Source organism: Pseudomonas sp. PDM03 (genome assembly GCF_014852385.1).
Taxonomy (GTDB): domain Bacteria; phylum Pseudomonadota; class Gammaproteobacteria; order Pseudomonadales; family Pseudomonadaceae; genus Aquipseudomonas; species Aquipseudomonas migulae.
On record NZ_JACVBM010000015.1, the window covers coordinates 135153 to 152459 of the forward strand.

Genomic DNA, 17307 nt, shown 5'->3' on the forward strand with positions numbered 1-17307 from the left:
CTGTCAGCGACTTGACGGCTTCGGCTATGATAGCGGCTTTGTTTTATCAGGCCCGTGTTCCGGCCGCGCACTTGTACGTTCAAGGATCCTATGAGCAAGCCCACTGTCGACCCTACCTCGAATTCCAAGACCGGCCCTGCCGTGCCGGTCAATTTCCTGCGCCCGATCATCCAGGCGGACCTGGACTCGGGTAAGCACACGCAGATCGTCACCCGTTTCCCGCCTGAGCCCAACGGCTACCTGCACATCGGTCACGCCAAGTCGATCTGTGTGAACTTCGGTCTGGCCCAGGAGTTTGGCGGCGTCACCCACCTGCGTTTCGACGACACCAACCCGGCCAAGGAAGACCAGGAATACATCGACGCCATCGAAAGCGACGTCAAATGGCTGGGTTTCGAATGGTCCGGCGAAGTGCGCTATGCCTCGCAGTATTTCGACCAGTTGCACGACTGGGCCGTTGAACTGATCAAGGCCGGCAAGGCCTATGTTGACGACCTGAGCCCTGAACAGGCCAAGGAATACCGTGGCACTCTGACCGAGCCGGGCCGCAACAGCCCGTTCCGTGATCGCAGCGTCGAAGAAAACCTCGACTGGTTCGCCCGCATGCGTGCCGGCGAGTTCCCGGACGGCGCACGTGTGCTGCGGGCCAAGATCGACATGGCTTCGCCGAACATGAACCTGCGCGATCCGATCATGTATCGCATCCGCCATGCGCATCACCACCAGACCGGTGACAAGTGGTGCATCTACCCGAACTACGACTTCACCCACGGTCAGTCGGACGCCATCGAAGGCATCACCCACTCGATCTGCACCCTGGAGTTCGAAAGCCACCGTCCGCTGTACGAGTGGTTCCTCGAGAACCTGCCGGTGCCGGCGAACCCGCGCCAGTACGAGTTCAGCCGCCTGAACCTGAACTACACCATCACCAGCAAGCGCAAGCTCAAGCAGTTGGTCGATGAGAAGCACGTCAATGGCTGGGACGATCCGCGCATGTCCACGCTGTCCGGCTTCCGCCGCCGTGGCTACACGCCGGCGTCGATCCGCAATTTCTGCGACATGATCGGCACCAACCGTTCCGACGGCGTGGTTGACTTCGGCATGCTTGAGTTCAGCATCCGTCAGGATCTGGACCAGAACGCCCCACGCGCCATGTGCGTGCTGCGTCCGTTGAAGGTCGTGATCACCAACTACCCGGAAGACAAGGTCGACCACCTCGAACTGCCTCGTCACCCGCAGAAAGAAGAACTCGGCGTGCGCAAGCTGCCGTTCTCCCGTGAAATCTACATCGACCGTGAAGACTTCATGGAAGAGCCGCCAAAAGGCTACAAGCGCCTGGAACCGGCCGGCGAAGTGCGTCTGCGTGGCAGCTATGTGATCCGTGCCGACGAAGCAATCAAGGACGCCGATGGCAACATCGTCGAACTGCGTTGCTCGTACGATCCGGAAACCCTGGGCAAGAACCCTGAAGGCCGCAAGGTCAAAGGCGTGATTCACTGGGTGCCGGCCGCGGCCAGCGTCGAGTGCGAAGTGCGCCTGTACGATCGCCTGTTCCGCTCGCCGAACCCTGAAAAGGCCGAAGACAGCGCCAGTTTCCTGGACAACATCAACCCTGATTCGCTGCAAGTACTCACTGGTTGTCGTGCTGAACCCTCCCTGGGCAATGCACAGCCGGAAGACCGTTTCCAGTTCGAGCGCGAAGGTTACTTCTGCGCGGATATCAAGGACTCGAAACCAGGTGCTCCGGTATTCAACCGTACCGTGACCTTGCGTGATTCGTGGGGCCAGTGATTCAAGGAACCTCTAACGTGCTTTCGATCTACAACACGCTCACCAAGAGCAAAGAAGTATTCAAACCGCTGGATGGCAACAATGTGCGCATGTACGTCTGCGGGATGACCGTGTACGACTACTGCCACATTGGCCACGGCCGCAGCATGGTCGCGTTTGACCTGGTGACCCGCTGGTTGCGGTTCAGCGGTTATAACCTGACGTATGTGCGCAATATCACCGACATTGAAGACAAGATCATCAATCGGGCCAAGGAGAACGGCGAGCCGTTCGACGTGCTGACCGAGCGCATGATCACCGCGATGCACGAGGACGAGGCGCGCCTCAACATCCTCAAGCCGGACATGGAACCGCGGGCCACCGATCACATCGCTGGCATGCAGACCATGATCCAGACCCTGATCGACAAGGGTTACGCCTACGCACCGGGCAATGGCGACGTGTACTACCGCGTCGCCAAGTTCATGGGCTACGGCAAGCTGTCGCGCAAGAAGATCGAAGACCTGCGCATCGGCGCGCGGATCGAAGTCGACGAGTCCAAGCAGGACCCGCTGGACTTCGTGCTGTGGAAAGGCGCCAAGCCGGGTGAACCGAGCTGGCCATCGCCGTGGGGCGACGGTCGTCCGGGCTGGCACATCGAGTGCTCGGTGATGTCGACCTGCTGCCTGGGCGAGACCTTCGACATTCATGGCGGCGGCAGCGACCTTGAGTTCCCGCACCATGAAAACGAAATCGCCCAGAGCGAAGCGGCCACCGGCAAGACCTACGCCAACGCGTGGATGCATTGCGGCATGATTCGTATCAATGGCGAGAAGATGTCCAAGTCCTTGAACAACTTCTTCACCATTCGCGACGTGCTGGAAAAGTACCACCCGGAAGTCGTGCGTTACCTGCTGGTGTCGAGCCACTACCGCAGCGCGATCAACTATTCGGAAGACAACCTCAAGGACGCCAAAGGCGCACTCGAGCGTTTCTACCATGCGTTGAAAGGCCTGCCGACTGTCGAGCCTGCTGGCGGCGAAGCTTTTGTCGAGCGCTTCACCCAGGTGATGAACGACGACTTCGGCACGCCGGAAGCCTGCGCGGTGCTGTTCGAGATGGTTCGCGAGATCAACCGTCTGCGCGAGAGCGATCTGGATGCGGCGGCAGGTCTGGCGGCGCGTCTGAAGGAACTCGCCAGTGTGTTGGGCGTGTTGCAGCTTGAGGCTGATGACTTCCTGCAGGCCGGTGCTGAAGGGCGGGTTGATGCGGCTGAGGTTGATGCGCTGATTGCTGCGCGTCTGGCGGCTCGTGCCGGTAAGGACTGGGCGGAATCCGACCGTATTCGCGACCAGCTGACTGCGATGGGTGTGGTGCTGGAAGACGGCAAGGGCGGTACGACCTGGCGTCTGGCTGACTGATTGCTGCGTTTGTTACAAACAAAACCCGCCTTGTGCGGGTTTTTGTTTTTTTGTGTGGACGGTGTCTGGACTGGCCCCATCGCCAGCAAGCCGGCTCCTACAGAGGTCGAGTTGTTCGCAAGTTTCGTGCACGACGCGAACCTGTAGGAGCCGGCTTGCTGGCGATTGTCCGCGCAGCGGTCAGCTCTCCGACTGGCGCAACCGCTTGTAAAGGGTATTGCGACTAACCCCCAGCCGCCGGGCCAGATGGGAAATATTCCCCCCAGCCGCCTGCAACTGACGATTCAAATCCTCCACATCATTCAAATCAACCGCCAGCGGCTCATCCACCTCCACCGGTTCCATCTCCAGATCGACAAAAAAATCATCCGGCAAATGCTCTGGCCGCACTGGTTGCTCTTCCGCCATGGCCAGTGCCACCTGCATCACGCTGCTGACCTGGCGTAAATTCCCCGGCCACGGATGGCGGCCGAACAACTCCAGCACCTCACGGCTCAACCCGGCCCACTGCGACGGTTCACGGTGTTGTTCCCACAAGCGTTTGAACAGCGCCTGCTTGTCGCTGCGTTCCCTGAGCGGCGGCAATTCCAGGGTCAAGCCGCCGATCCGGTAATACAGGTCTTCGCGAAACCGTCCCAACTGAACCTGCTCGCGCAACGAACGGTTAGTCGCCGAGATAATGCGGATGTCCACCGGGAACAGCTCGCTGCTGCCCACTGGCTGCACGCAACGTTCCTGCAACACCCTTAATAGCCGGGCTTGGGTTGGCAATGGCATGTCGCCGATTTCATCGAGAAACAGCGTGCCTTTGTCGGCCTTGCGAATCAGCCCGATGCTGCCTTTCTGATTGGCACCCGTAAACGCGCCTTTCTCGTAGCCAAACAGCTCGGACTCCACCAGTTCGGCGGGGATCGCTGCACAGTTGACTGCAATGAATGGTTGTTTGCTGCGAGAACTGGCCTGATGCAGCGCCTTGACGAACACTTCCTTGCCGACCCCGGTTTCGCCGTGGATCAGCAGCGGAATGTCTTTCTCCAGCAGGCGCTCGGCCTGGCGCACGGCTTTTTCCACACGGCTGTCGCCGAAATGCAGGGTATTGAGGCTGATAGCGGCGGGTGCGGGTGCCACCACGGCGGGCTCGGCGAACATTCTTGCCTGGATCGGCGCCTGCTTCGGCCGCCTCAACAGGCACTGGAAGCGGTTGCGCCCGGACGCCTGGAGGGAGAAGGGCAGGCCGTCCGGCTGATTCAGCAGTTCCAGCAACGAGACCTTGAACAGGCTCTCGACACTGACCCGCGACAGGCTGATGCCCAGCAGATTGTCGGCGCGGCGATTGGCTGAGAGCACCTGGCCGGTCTCATCGAAAATCAACAATCCCGCCCATTGGCTGTCGAGATTGTTCAACCCGGTGTTGAACGTCAGTTGAAAGTGCTGGCCGTGGAACAGGTTGAGGATCAGCCGGTTCTCCACGGTCTGGCTCATCATCTTGACCATGCCGAGGGTGTGGGACGGCGGCAGGTAACTGTCGCTGGACACGTCCAGCACCGCGATGACCTTGCGTTCGGCATCGAAAATCGGCGCGGCGGAACCGGTCATGAAGCGGTTGGCCTTGAGGAAATGTTCATCGTGCTCGATGTGCACCGCCTGCTCACAGGCCAGGGCGGTGCCGATGGCATTGGTGCCGCTGCAACGCTCCATCCAGCTGGCGCCGGCGCTGAAGCCGCGGGTCAGGCTCGGCTCGATGAAGCGCTGGGTGCCCCAGGAGGTCAGGACCTGGCCCTGATTGTCGGCGAGCATGATCAGGCAGTTGGAGTTACTGAGGATGTTTTCGTAGTAGGGCAGGACCTCCTGATGGGTGGTCTGCACCAATGAATGCTGGCTTTCCAGCAACTGCGCGATGTCCGCTGCCGGTAGCTGGTCGAATGCCGGGGCACTCTGATGATCGAGCCCGAACGCGCGGCAACGGGACCAGGAGTCCTGGATGATGGAGTCGTGGGAGAGCGGCGAGGCAGGTGCGGCCATGGCAGTCGATCTCTGAGCAAGCTTTTATTGTTTTTATGATGGTTCTGACACACCACGCCCCTGTAGGAGCCGGCTTGCTGGCGATGGCGTCCTTGAAATCGCTATCGCCAGCAAGCCTGGCTCCTACAGGGACCGTGAACAGTCCGTAGAGTGTTGTTCACTATTGTTCATTGTCAACGGTTCGATTGTTCAATTGTTCAGCCGTCGTTGTTCATTTCTGTTCAGCAACGAAAGCGGCTCCACGGCTGTTTCAAGGATTTCCAAGCCAGATCAACACGTTGCAATTTCTGGCATGAAACTCGCTCTACTGCTCCGGTCGCTTGACTCCAATAATAAAAAGGCCGAGCCATGTCACTCACTCTTGAGCACGTCAGCCGCACCGTCGAGGGCCAGACCTGGATCGACGATGCGTGCCTGAGTTTCGAACCTGGATCCTTCAACGTTTTGCTGGGCCGCACGCTGTCCGGCAAAACCAGTCTCATGCGCCTGATGGCGGGCCTGGACAAGCCCGACAGCGGCCGCATCCTGATGAACGGCGTCGACGTCACCCAGCGCCCGGTGCGCTTGCGCAACGTGTCGATGGTCTATCAGCAGTTCATCAACTACCCGACCATGACGGTGTTCGAGAACATCGCCTCGCCGTTGCGTCAGGCCGGCGTGTCCAACGAACTGATCCAGAGCAAGGTGCTGGAAACCGCGAAGATGCTACGCATCGAGAAGTTTCTCCAGCGCTATCCGCTCGAGCTCTCCGGCGGTCAGCAACAGCGCACCGCGATGGCCCGGGCGCTGGTCAAGGACGCCGAACTGATCCTGTTCGACGAGCCGCTGGTCAACCTCGACTACAAGTTGCGCGAAGAACTGCGCCAGGAAATGCGCGAGCTGTTCAAGGCGCGGCACACCATCGCCATCTACGCCACCACCGAGCCCAACGAAGCGCTGGCGCTCGGTGGCACCACGACCATTCTTCACGAAGGCCGGGTGATTCAGAGCGGCAAGTCCTCCGAGGTCTATCACCAGCCGCAATCGGTGCTGGCCGCCGAGCTGTTCTCCGAACCGCCGATCAACCTGATGCCCGGGCGCATCGCCGGCAACGAAGTCAGCTTCGCCAATTTCGTGCACTTCCCGTTGAACGTCGATTTGCGCCCGGTGGGCGAGGGCGAGTTCCGCTTCGGCGTACGTCCGAGCCACATCTCGCTGGTGCCGAGCAACGACGATGACCTCGAACTGGCAGTGACCGTCGAGGTCGCCGAGATCAGCGGCTCGGAAACCTTCCTTCACGTGCGCAACGAGCATTTCCTGCTGGTGCTGCATTTGCCCGGGGTTCACGAATACGACGTCGATGCGCCGATCCGCATCTATATCCCGACCCATAAACTGTTTGTGTTCGATGCGCAGGGGCGGCTGGTCCAGGCGCCCGGTCGCCGTATCGCGAGGGTTGCCTGATGGCCGAAATCCGTTTGCAGAACCTTGCGCACAGTTACACGCGCACGCCGAGCGGCCCCGAGGATTACGCGATCCGCGAGATGGATCACATCTGGGAGCAGGGCGGTGCTTACGCCTTGCTCGGGCCTTCGGGTTGCGGCAAGTCGACCTTGCTCAACATCATTTCCGGGTTGCTCAGCCCGTCCCAGGGTCATGTCCTGTTCGATGGCAAAGCGGTCAACGACCTGACCCCGGAGAAGCGCAACATCGCTCAGGTTTTCCAGTTTCCGGTGGTCTACGACACCATGACGGTGTTCGATAACCTGGCCTTTCCGCTACGCAATCAGGGCATGGCCGAAGCAAAAATTCACAGCAAGGTGCAGGAAATTGCCGAGGTCCTCGACCTCCAGGCGTTGCTGAGCAAGAAGGCGCGCAACCTCACCGCTGACGAAAAACAGAAAGTCTCGATGGGTCGCGGGCTGGTGCGCGACGACGTCTCCGCCATCCTCTTCGATGAACCGCTGACGGTGATCGACCCGCACTTGAAGTGGAAGCTGCGGCGCAAGCTCAAACAGATCCACGAGCAGTTCAACATCACCATGGTCTACGTCACCCACGATCAACTTGAAGCCTCGACCTTCGCCGACAAAATTGCGGTGATGTACGGCGGGCAGATCGTGCAGTTCGGCACGCCACGGGAATTGTTCGAACGGCCGAGCCATACCTTTGTCGGTTATTTCATCGGCAGCCCGGGGATGAACCTGATCGACGTGCAGCCGCAACCGGGCGGTGTCGGTTTTGCCTCGACGCATTTGCCGTTGTCCGAGGCGCAACTGCAACGCATCGCCGAGTCCGAATGGAAAACCCTGAAGGTTGGCATCCGACCTGAGTTCGTACACGTGTGGGACGAACCGTTTGACGACGCGATGCAAGCAAAGGTCGTACACGTCGAAGACCTCGGCACCTACAAGATCATGACCCTGAACCTCGACGGCGTGACGTTGAAAGTGCGGTTGGCCGAAGACAAGCCGGTGCCGGAGGGCACGGCGTACATCAGCTTTCCGGCGCAATGGTTGATGGTCTATGCCGACGATTACCTGCTGGAGGTGCTGCCATGAACAAAGTGCAGAACAACAAGGCCTGGTGGCTGGTCCTGCCGGTGTTTTTGCTGGTGGCGTTCAGTGCGGTGATTCCGATGATGACCGTGGTCAACTATTCGGTGCAGGACATCTTCGACCAGTCCAGCCGCTACTTTGTCGGCGCCGATTGGTACAAACAGGTGCTGCTCGACCCACGGTTGCACGACTCGCTGCTGCGACAGTTCATCTACTCCGGCTGCGTATTGCTGATCGAAATCCCGCTGGGCATCGCCATCGCTTTGACCATGCCGACCAAGGGGCGCTGGTCTTCCCTGGTGCTGATCATCCTGGCGATTCCGCTGCTGATTCCATGGAACGTGGTCGGCACTATCTGGCAGATCTTCGGCCGGGCGGACATTGGCTTGCTCGGTTCGAGCCTCAATGCGATGGGCATCAACTATAACTATGCGGCCAACACCATGGACGCCTGGGTCACGGTGCTGGTGATGGACGTGTGGCACTGGACGTCGCTGGTGGCGCTGTTGTGTTTCTCCGGGTTGCGGGCGATTCCGGACGTGTACTACCAGGCGGCGCGGATCGATCGGGCATCCGCCTGGGCAGTGTTCCGACACATCCAGTTGCCCAAGCTCAAGAGCGTGTTGTTGATCGCGGTGATGCTGCGGTTCATGGACAGTTTCATGATCTACACCGAGCCGTTCGTGCTCACGGGCGGCGGGCCGGGCAATGCCACGACCTTCCTCAGCCAGACTCTGACGCAAATGGCCATCGGCCAGTTCGACCTCGGCCCGGCGGCGGCGTTCTCGCTGGTGTACTTCCTGATCATCCTGTTGGTGTCCTGGCTGTTCTACACCGCCATGACTCACTCTGACGCCACCCGGTGAGGCCCACCATGAGCAAGCGGCTTACCCCTATGAAAAAAGTGATTCCACTGCTGATCTACATCCTGTTCCTGCTGGTGCCGATCTACTGGCTGCTGAACATGTCCTTCAAGAGCAACACCGAAATCCTCAGCGGCCTGACGCTGTTTCCGCAGGATTTCACGTTTGCCAACTACAAGGTGATCTTCACCGATCCGGCCTGGTACACCGGTTACCTCAACTCGCTGTATTACGTGAGCCTGAACACGCTGATTTCCCTGAGCGTGGCATTGCCGGCGGCGTACGCGTTCTCGCGCTATCGCTTCCTCGGCGACAAGCACCTGTTCTTCTGGCTGCTGACCAACCGCATGGCACCACCGGCGGTATTCCTGTTGCCGTTCTTCCAGCTGTATTCGTCGATCGGCCTGTTCGACACCCACATCGCCGTGGCGTTGGCGCATTGCCTGTTCAACGTGCCGTTGGCGGTGTGGATTCTCGAGGGCTTCATGTCCGGCGTTCCGAAGGAAATCGACGAAACCGCCTACATTGATGGCTACAGTTTTCCCAAGTTCTTCGTGAAGATTTTTGTGCCGCTGATTGGCTCGGGGATCGGCGTAACGGCGTTCTTCTGCTTCATGTTTTCCTGGGTCGAGCTGTTGCTGGCGCGGACGCTGACCTCGGTCAACGCCAAGCCGATCGCGGCGGTGATGACCCGAACCGTTTCGGCGTCCGGCATCGACTGGGGCGTGCTGGCGGCGGCGGGGGTGTTGACCATCCTGCCGGGCATGCTGGTGATCTGGTTTGTCCGTAACCACGTGGCCAAGGGCTTTGCCCTCGGCCGAGTATGAGGAACTGATGATGGAATGGATGAGTTGGACTGTCCCCACAGCGGCGTTCTTCACCGTCATTGGCCTGATTCTGGTGGGCATGACGACGTGGGAACTACGTTCGCCGAGCGTTCTTCGGCGTGGTTTTTTGCCGATTGCCACCACCCGTGGCGATCGGCTGTTTATCGGTCTTCTCGGCAGCGCCTACCTGCATTTGCTGGTAATCGGCGTGACCGACTGGAGCATCTGGGTAGCGTTCGCGTTGTCCCTGGTGTGGCTGTTGGCTGTGATGCGTTGGGGCTAGTCGAATCGCTCGGCAATGTTGCTCCGAAACCCTAAAAGGAGGTCTCTATGTTCGACAAAAACAATAAGCTGCGACATAGCATTTCATTGGCAGCCATGCTGGCACTCAGCGGTTTGAGCGCTTCGGCCTGGGCCGATGCCTACGAAGAAGCTGCGAAAAAATGGATCGGCGGCGAGTTCAAACCGTCCACCCTGTCGGCGGATCAGCAGCTCGCGGAACTGAAGTGGTTCATCAAGGCCGCCGAGCCGTTTCGCGGGATGGACATCAAGGTCGTCTCGGAAACCCTGACCACTCACGAGTATGAGTCCAAGGTGTTGGCCAAGGCTTTTACCGAGATCACCGGGATCAAGGTGACCCACGATTTGCTGCAGGAAGGCGACGTGGTGGAAAAGCTGCAGACCGTGATGCAGTCGGACAAGAGCATCTATGACGGCTGGGTCAACGACTCGGACCTGATCGGTACGCACTTCCGTTACGGCAAGACTGAATCCATCACCGACCTGATGGCCAATGAAGGTAAAAACTTCACTTCGCCTACCCTGGACCTCAAGGATTTCATCGGCCTTTCCTTCACCACCGCGCCCGACGGCAAGCTCTATCAACTGCCCGACCAACAATTCGCCAACCTCTATTGGTTCCGCGCCGACTGGTTCGAGCGTGCGGACCTTAAAGCCAAGTTCAAGGAAAAGTACGGTTACGAGTTGGGCGTTCCGGTGAACTGGTCAGCCTATGAAGACATTGCCAAGTTCTTCAGCGAAGACGTCAAGGAAATCGACGGCAAGCGGGTCTACGGGCACATGGATTACGGCAAGAAAGACCCGTCCCTGGGCTGGCGTTTCACCGATGCCTGGTTCTCCATGGCGGGTGGTGGCGACAAGGGCTTGCCTAACGGTTTGCCGGTGGACGAGTGGGGCATCCGCGTCGAGGATTGCCACCCGGTCGGTTCCAGCGTGACTCGGGGTGGCGACACCAACGGCCCGGCGGCGGTATTTGCCACCACCAAATACGTCGATTGGCTCAAGGCCTACGCACCACCGGAAGCGGCGGGCATGACCTTCTCCGAGTCCGGCCCGGTACCGTCCCAAGGCAACATCGCCCAACAGATCTTCTGGTACACCGCATTCACCGCCGACATGACCAAACCGGGTCTGCCCGTGGTAAACGCCGACGGCACGCCGAAATGGCGCATGGCGCCTTCGCCGCGCGGTCCGTATTGGGAAGAGGGCATGAAGCTGGGTTATCAGGACGTGGGTTCCTGGACGTTCATGAAGTCCACGCCTGAGAAACAGAAACTGGCTGCCTGGCTCTATGCGCAGTTCGTGACGTCGAAAACCGTGTCGCTGAAGAAAACCATCGTCGGCCTGACACCGATTCGTGAGTCGGACATCAACTCGCAAGCGATGACCGACCTGGCACCGAAACTCGGTGGGCTGGTCGAGTTCTACCGCAGCCCGGCCCGCGTGCAATGGACCCCGACCGGGACCAACGTGCCGGACTATCCGCGTCTGGCGCAACTGTGGTGGAGCCACATCGCCGAAGCCGCCAGCGGTGACAAAACCCCTCAACAGGCGCTTGATGGCCTGGCCAAGGATCAGGACGCGATCATGTCCCGTCTGGAACGCTCGAAGGCGCAAGCCACCTGCGCCCCGAAAATGAACCCCGAGCGCGATGCGCAATACTGGTTCGATCAGCCGGGTGCACCGAAACCGAAACTGGCGAACGAAAAGCCCAAGGGTGAAACCGTGAGCTACAACGAACTGCTGAAATCGTGGGCGGATGCACGTAAGTAAACGGCGGGACTGAGAAAGGCGAACGGCACCGGAAGGTGCCGTTTTTGTGTGTGCCTGATCCATTGCTATCGCGAGCAGGCTCGCTCCCACAAGTTTGTGCCACATAACGGATATGTAATTTCCACGCCACCGTCACGAAAGGTTCGGCTTGTTACCTTGATCCCGTCAGCTACTTAAACGAGGAATCAAACATGAAACTTGCCCAAATCGGTACCGTTGCAGCAGCTCTGGTGATGTCTTCTCTGGCGATGGCCGAAGGCGGCGGTGACCGTACCTTCGACAGAATGATGAGCGCCAACGACCGCTCCGTTGAGCTGTTCGTCGCCAAGGAACAGGCCCGCGATCCGGTCGTCGTCAACGAAAAGAAAGACGAAAAAACCAAAGATCTGTAAGCGTGCCGCATCGCACCAAGCCTGTCATCGAACGCCGATGCCGGGCTTTTTCATGAGTCCGCACTGGAGGGATATGGATATGGAAGGTTTCAAGTTGCTCGCGTTTGCCGGCGTCATGGCCGTGTCTCTGAATGCACTGGCCGAAGGGGGCGGCGACCGAACCTTTGAGCGCGCGTTTAGCGCCAACGTCAAAGCCATGGAGCAATACGCCGTGAGCCAAGGCAAAGCGGCGCCGGTAGTGAAGGACTATGAATACGGCATGAAGCTGGATGTAGTGAAAATTGTCAGCGTTGTGAAGCCTCAGCCAGCCTGCGCTGTCGCCCCCGCCGCCATGACCTATGAAGATTCGAAAGGACAGCTCAACACCCTCAAATACAGCGTGGTGGGTGCCTGCCGAAACAACGGTGGCTGAGGCCACACAATCCCCCAACAGTGCGTATTTCAATTCGGGGTGTTTAAAGGTTGTTTGGGAGATGGGGAGCCTTCTGTGTAACTAATCCACCTTTAGCTTATGAAGGGGGATTTAGCGCTTTGGCATTCCTTGAATAACCGCGACCCGTTGAGGGACGCGGTTTTTTAGTGTGCTGGATGACTCAGTTTTTGCTGCTCTTTACGATAGAAAACATCATTCCTGTGTAACGAGTCGTCGTCGCTGAGTAATTAAGGTCGCCCACCTTGCGCTCGGTTGGTTCTTTAGCGTCGAAATTCTTGACCGACTCATGGAAAACGTCCATGACCATTTTTTTGTTCTGCTCAACCGGGATGCCAGGGTTGAGTGCTTCAGTGATCGCAAGCAGAACAGAAAATATCTGAAGTGATTGCTCCTCATTTGGTGAGATGTTAAGGATCACCATGTCCACGTTGCCGTCATTTTTATCGATGGTTCCCATCATCGCCAGGTCCTGGCTGAAAGCATGCGAGAACGTGTCGGTGGCCCCACCCGTCTGAACTTCAAAGTCGGCAGTTTTGAATTCCTTGTTGTATCGACCTACCGCGTCGTTGAACGCGTTATGGAACTCATTGACAGTCAAACCCATGGAGTCTGCGGAACGGTTGGCGTTTGCTTCAACAGTTGCCACGGACTCGAAGCCTTGAGTTTTGGGGTTGAGGTAGTCAACAAGAGCAGAGGCCAGAAGCATGAAGCCCAACCCACCCATGAACAAGGTCCATCGTGTCGGGACCTTGCCGGTTTTTTTGCTCTTGAAAACAGTCGGCGCTATCAGCCCGACGACCGCCACCACCAAAGACAGCAATCCAAACAACGCCACCAGTCCTATTAGTACCACCACGATTCATTCCTTTTGATTTACAGTTTTAAAGTGATGACATTCTAATATCGCGCATCCGAAAAGCCCACGGCGGTGGAGTCGAAAACGAGCGGGACCACGCTCCCTCGCTACAAAATCGGTTAATCAGCGGGCGAAAAAAAGGCGCCCCGAAGGACGCCAAAGGATTCACCTCTTACCAAAGGAGCAAGGAGCTTCTAAAGGTGAATGGGTATGAAGGGTTAACTCAGAGAATCGCCAGCGGATACTCGACAATCACCCGCACTTCATCCAGATCAGACTCGAACGCCGTGGCGCGGGTATTGGCCTGGCGCAAACGCAGTGACATGTCTTTCAACGAGCCGCTCTGCACCACGTATTTGACTTCGATTTCGCGTTCCCAGCGCTTCTGGTCGGTCAGCGGATTGCCGTCGGCATCGCGGCGCATGTACACGGCGTTGGCGCTGGAATAGTCGGCGTCGGTGCCACGGGCGTAACGGGTCATGAACGATAATCCCGGCACGCCATAGGTCGTCATGTCGAGGTCGTAACGCACCATCCACGAACGTTCCTTGGGCGAGTTGAAGTCGCTGTACTGGATGGAGTTGTCGAGGAAGATCGAATCGGACTGGCGCAGATAATCGAAGTCGTCATTGCCGTTGTTGCGCTGGTGCGAGAGGGCTACGGAGTGCGTGCCGAGTTTGACTCCGACGCGGCCGCTCCAGATGTTGTTGTCGAACTCGCCGAGCAGTTGTTTGCCTTCGTCGACAGCCTTGTAGTAGTTCAGGCCGCCAAACAACGACAGGTCATCCGACAGCGGGTACGTCCACGCGCTGCCTGCGTAGTATTGATTCCAGGCGTCCTTGAGGCGACTGGAATACAGACTGAAGCTGAGGTTGTTGAGTGCGTAGTCCCCACCGAAGTAACCAATCCACGGCGAATTGACCGGGCCCGCGTAGAACGTCGCGAAATTTTCGCGCATGTCGCTGGAAACCGGTTGGCTCATCGCATGCAGGCGACCGCCCTGTACTGACAGGCCTTCGATACTGGTATTGGTGGCGGTGACACCCCGGAAGCTTTCCGGCAGCAGCCTGGAGTCGCCCGCCGCGACGACCGGGTTGGAGGGAAAGACATCGCCCACTTTAACCACCGTATCAAAGGCTCGCACTTTCGCAGCGCCCCCGACCTTGGTGTATTCGTCCCGCGCCTGGCCTTCACTGTTGACCGGCAGTACGTCGAACGAACTGCGGCCTCCGTTGCGGCCATCACCGGTATCAAGTTTTAACCCGATTATCGCAAACGCATCGACACCCACCCCGACAGTGCCTTGTGTAAACCCGGATTCAAACTTGCTGATGATGGCGTGGGCCCAGGCTTCGGAATAACCGTTGCCGGTGGGACTGGACTGGCCGTCACGGTGATCACGATTGAAGTAGTAGTTGCGGTTGAGCAGCGTCAGGCTGCTGCCCTCGATAAACCCCTCGGCTTTATCTTCCGCTAACACCAGGGGCGGCCCCGAACCGACCACCACGGCTAAAGCCGCCATCGACATTTTTGTATTGTTAACCATCAAGCACTCCTTGGGATCGGCAGAACTGGAACGTTCTTCGGCGTGGGTTTTATTGTTCGGCGGGAGGGCAGGGCCCACCCGCGTGATCGCCGGGAGACATCGTTGCAATCTGCGGATAACGCCAAGGTGATGGGGTTATTACAATTTCGTCATGTGGGTGGGTACAGCGCGCGGCGACTCAAGTCAGCGCCGCGAGCTGCTCGATGGTCTGGCCAAGGATCAGGACGCGATCATGTCCCGTCTGGAACGCTCGAAGGCCCAAGCCACCTGCGCCCCGAAAATGAACCCCGAGCGCGATGCGCAATACTGGTTCGATCAGCCGGGTGCACCAAAACCGAAACTGGCGAACGAAAAGCCTAAGGGTGAAACCGTGAGCTACAACGAACTGCTGAAATCGTGGGCAGATGCGCGTAAGTAAACGGCGGGACTGAGAAAGGCGAACGGCACCGGAAGGTGCCGTTTTTGTTTGTGTCAGATCCAGTATCAGCGACCTGATTGCCCAGTTGGACACGTTCCCGTGTAGGAGCCAGCTTGCTGGCTCCTACACGGGGATTGGGTTCACACGGTTCGAAATTGTAGGAGCTGGCTTGCCAGCGATGGACGTCAACGATAACGCGGGCTGTCTGAATGAACGCGTTGTCCGGTCGTTTTTCGCGGGCAAGCCTCGCTCCTACAGGGTTCGGTGTTTGCTTTTGCCTTTCACCACTCATCAGGCCGAGCGTTAGCTCGCCTTCCGCTTTTGATCTGAGCGCCCCCTCGAGAGGCCGAGCGCAGGTTCTGCGCAGTGGGCAACCCGGCATGGATGCCGGGTTAGCCGCCCCCGGCCAGGGATGGCCGATGGCGGCGGGCCCACGGAGCAGGACCGGAGCGAGGGCATGCCGAGCCTAGGCGAGGCACCGAACGAAAGGGGCAAGAGCGCTTTGGTTACTTTCGCGCTTTTCGAAAGTGACTCGCCGTAAGGGCGAAACCCATAGTCGCAGTGACCGCAAAAATGGATATGTACGCCAGAGGAGGGGAAAAACATCAGTACCAAACCCCACAAACGCAAAAACGGCACCCGAAGGTGCCGTTTCTGTTTTCTACGATCTAACGCTAAGCGATCAACCCGCCAGACCAGCCTGTTGAACCAGAGCCAGCAACGGCTGCGGATACAGCCCGAGGAAGAACGCCAGTACGGCGATGGCCAGCAGCATCACGCCGCCTGCACGTTGTTCCCAATGCAGTTGCGCATCGTGGCGACGCAGGTTTGGCTCCATCAGGTACAGAGTGACCATGACGCGCAGGTAGTAGAAGACGCCGATGGCGCTGCCCAGTACCAGGGAACCAACCAGCCACCATTGGTGCGACTCGACACCGGTGGCGATGATGTAGAACTTGCCGATGAAGCCCGCGGTCAGCGGGATACCGGCCAGGGACAGCATCATCACGGTCAGCACGGCGGTCAGGTACGGACGGCGCCAGAACAGGCCGCGGTATTCGTACAGGGCATCCGCGTCACGGCCGTTGTACGGCGAGGACATCAGGGTGATCACGCCGAAGGCGCCGAGGCTGGTGATCACGTAGGTGACCAGGTACACGCCGATGGCTTCCACGGCCAGACCCTTGCTCGCCACCAGAGCGATCAGCAGGTAGCCGAAGTGCGCGATGGACGAGTAACCCAGCAGACGCTTGAGGTTGCTTTGGGTCAGGGCCAGCAGGTTACCGAACAGGATCGAGGCAATGGCGATGATGGTCAGCACGTCGCTGAGTACACCGCTGCTCGCCGCTGGCGAGATCTGGAACAGACGCACCATCACTGCGAACACAGCGACTTTGGAAGCGGTCGCCAGGAACGCCGCCACCGGTGCCGGAGCACCTTCGTAAACGTCCGGGGTCCAGAGGTGGAACGGTACCAGCGACAGTTTGAACGCCAGGCCGATCAGCATCATGCCCAGGCCCATCTGCGCCAGGGAGCTTGGCAGACCGGTGGCCGCGAGGGCCTGGCCGATACCGACAAAGCTCAGGCTGCCGGAATCGGCGTAGAGCAGGGCCATACCGAACAACAGGAACGCGGAACCGGCGGCCGACAGCACCATGTACTTGATACCGGCTTCCAGCGAACGCTTGTTGAAGAAGGCGTAGGCCACCAGACCGTAGACCGGCACCGAGAGCAGTTCCAGACCGATGAACAACCCGGCCAGGTGCTGCGCGCTGACCAGAACCAGGCCACCGGCGGCGGCCATCAGGATCAGCAGGTACAGTTCTTCGCGGTTGCCCGGGTAACCCGAACCGCCATCGCCGAGGTAGGCGTGGGCGAGGGTCACACAAGCCAGGGTGGCGACCAGGATCAGCGCCATGTACAAGCAGGCAAAGCTATCGATCTGCAGCAGTGGGGTCACGGCCAATGGCGCGACTTTCAAGGCTGGCAGGATCGACAGCAACGCCAGGTTCAGGCCCGCCACGGAAATCAGGAAGGTCTGCGAGTGGTTGCGGCGCCAGGCAATCGCCAGCATCACCACGATGATCGTGGCGCTGGTGATCAACAACGGCGCTAGCGCGATAAAGTGTTGAGTCGTGAATTCCATAGC

The 17307-nt window shown here is 58.9% G+C and carries 14 protein-coding genes and 1 pseudogene; 11 read left to right on the top strand and 4 right to left on the bottom strand.

Features of this window, described 5'->3' with window-relative positions; all coding sequences use genetic code 11:
* The first annotated feature begins 90 nt into the window (after window positions 1–90).
* Window positions 91–1791, top strand: a complete 1701-nt coding sequence (locus tag IB254_RS20355) for a glutamine--tRNA ligase/YqeY domain fusion protein (RefSeq protein WP_192419087.1) — start codon at window positions 91–93, stop codon at window positions 1789–1791.
* A 17-nt stretch (window positions 1792–1808) separates the two neighbouring features.
* Window positions 1809–3191, top strand: a complete 1383-nt coding sequence (gene cysS, locus IB254_RS20360) for a cysteine--tRNA ligase (protein WP_192419089.1) — start codon at window positions 1809–1811, stop codon at window positions 3189–3191.
* A gap of 180 nt (window positions 3192–3371) precedes the next feature.
* On the opposite strand, the gene IB254_RS20365 is transcribed toward cysS, so the two are convergent.
* Window positions 3372–5213, bottom strand: a complete 1842-nt coding sequence (locus IB254_RS20365; protein WP_192419091.1) for a sigma-54-dependent Fis family transcriptional regulator — start codon at window positions 5211–5213, stop codon at window positions 3372–3374.
* A 348-nt stretch (window positions 5214–5561) separates the two neighbouring features.
* Between IB254_RS20365 and IB254_RS20370 the strand changes: the two genes are divergently transcribed.
* The 8 genes from IB254_RS20370 to IB254_RS20405 all read left to right on the top strand — a co-directional run bounded on the left by IB254_RS20370 (window position 5562) and on the right by IB254_RS20405 (window position 12317).
* On the top strand, window positions 5562–6656 hold the full coding sequence (locus IB254_RS20370; protein WP_192419093.1) for an ABC transporter ATP-binding protein: 1095 nt from the start codon (window positions 5562–5564) through the stop codon (window positions 6654–6656).
* Window positions 6656–7753 carry an ABC transporter ATP-binding protein gene (locus IB254_RS20375; protein WP_192419095.1) on the top strand — a complete coding sequence of 366 codons (1098 nt, stop codon included), beginning with the start codon at window positions 6656–6658 and terminating at the stop codon, window positions 7751–7753. The genes IB254_RS20370 and IB254_RS20375 overlap by 1 nt, the downstream gene beginning before the upstream one ends.
* Window positions 7750–8616, top strand: coding sequence for a carbohydrate ABC transporter permease (locus tag IB254_RS20380; RefSeq protein WP_192419097.1), 867 nt, complete (start codon window positions 7750–7752; stop codon window positions 8614–8616). The genes IB254_RS20375 and IB254_RS20380 overlap by 4 nt, the downstream gene beginning before the upstream one ends.
* A 29-nt stretch (window positions 8617–8645) precedes the next feature.
* Complete coding sequence (locus IB254_RS20385; protein WP_412548228.1) at window positions 8646–9440, top strand: carbohydrate ABC transporter permease; 795 nt, start codon at window positions 8646–8648, stop codon at window positions 9438–9440.
* A gap of 10 nt (window positions 9441–9450) precedes the next feature.
* A complete protein-coding gene (locus IB254_RS20390) occupies window positions 9451–9723 on the top strand; it encodes a DUF2160 domain-containing protein (RefSeq protein WP_032829048.1) in 273 nt (90 codons plus the stop codon).
* 47 nt (window positions 9724–9770) lie between these two features.
* Window positions 9771–11513, top strand: coding sequence for an extracellular solute-binding protein (locus IB254_RS20395; RefSeq protein ID WP_192419101.1), 1743 nt, complete (start codon window positions 9771–9773; stop codon window positions 11511–11513).
* Window positions 11514–11704: 191 nt separating this feature from the next.
* A complete protein-coding gene (locus IB254_RS20400; RefSeq protein WP_192419103.1) occupies window positions 11705–11905 on the top strand; it encodes a co-regulatory protein PtrA N-terminal domain-containing protein in 201 nt (66 codons plus the stop codon).
* Between the two features lie 79 nt (window positions 11906–11984).
* The gene (locus IB254_RS20405) at window positions 11985–12317 is read left to right on the top strand and encodes a DUF2790 domain-containing protein (RefSeq protein ID WP_192419105.1); all 333 of its coding nucleotides are present in this window, start codon (window positions 11985–11987) and stop codon (window positions 12315–12317) included.
* 181 nt (window positions 12318–12498) lie between these two features.
* On the opposite strand, the gene IB254_RS20410 is transcribed toward IB254_RS20405, so the two are convergent.
* Window positions 12499–13194: a hypothetical protein gene (locus IB254_RS20410; RefSeq protein WP_192227328.1), complete on the bottom strand. Its 696-nt coding sequence runs from the start codon at window positions 13192–13194 to the stop codon at window positions 12499–12501.
* 223 nt (window positions 13195–13417) lie between these two features.
* On the bottom strand, window positions 13418–14740 hold the full coding sequence (locus IB254_RS20415; RefSeq protein ID WP_192419107.1) for an OprD family porin: 1323 nt from the start codon (window positions 14738–14740) through the stop codon (window positions 13418–13420).
* A 196-nt stretch (window positions 14741–14936) separates the two neighbouring features.
* Here IB254_RS20415 and IB254_RS20420 point away from each other — a divergent pair.
* Window positions 14937–15158 (top strand): annotated as a pseudogene (locus IB254_RS20420) (carbohydrate ABC transporter substrate-binding protein); the annotation flags it as partial.
* A 682-nt stretch (window positions 15159–15840) separates the two neighbouring features.
* Here the strand turns inward: IB254_RS20420 and nuoN are convergent.
* Window positions 15841–17304, bottom strand: coding sequence for an NADH-quinone oxidoreductase subunit NuoN (nuoN, locus tag IB254_RS20425; protein ID WP_008032749.1), 1464 nt, complete (start codon window positions 17302–17304; stop codon window positions 15841–15843).
* Between the last annotated feature and the right edge of the window lie 3 nt (window positions 17305–17307).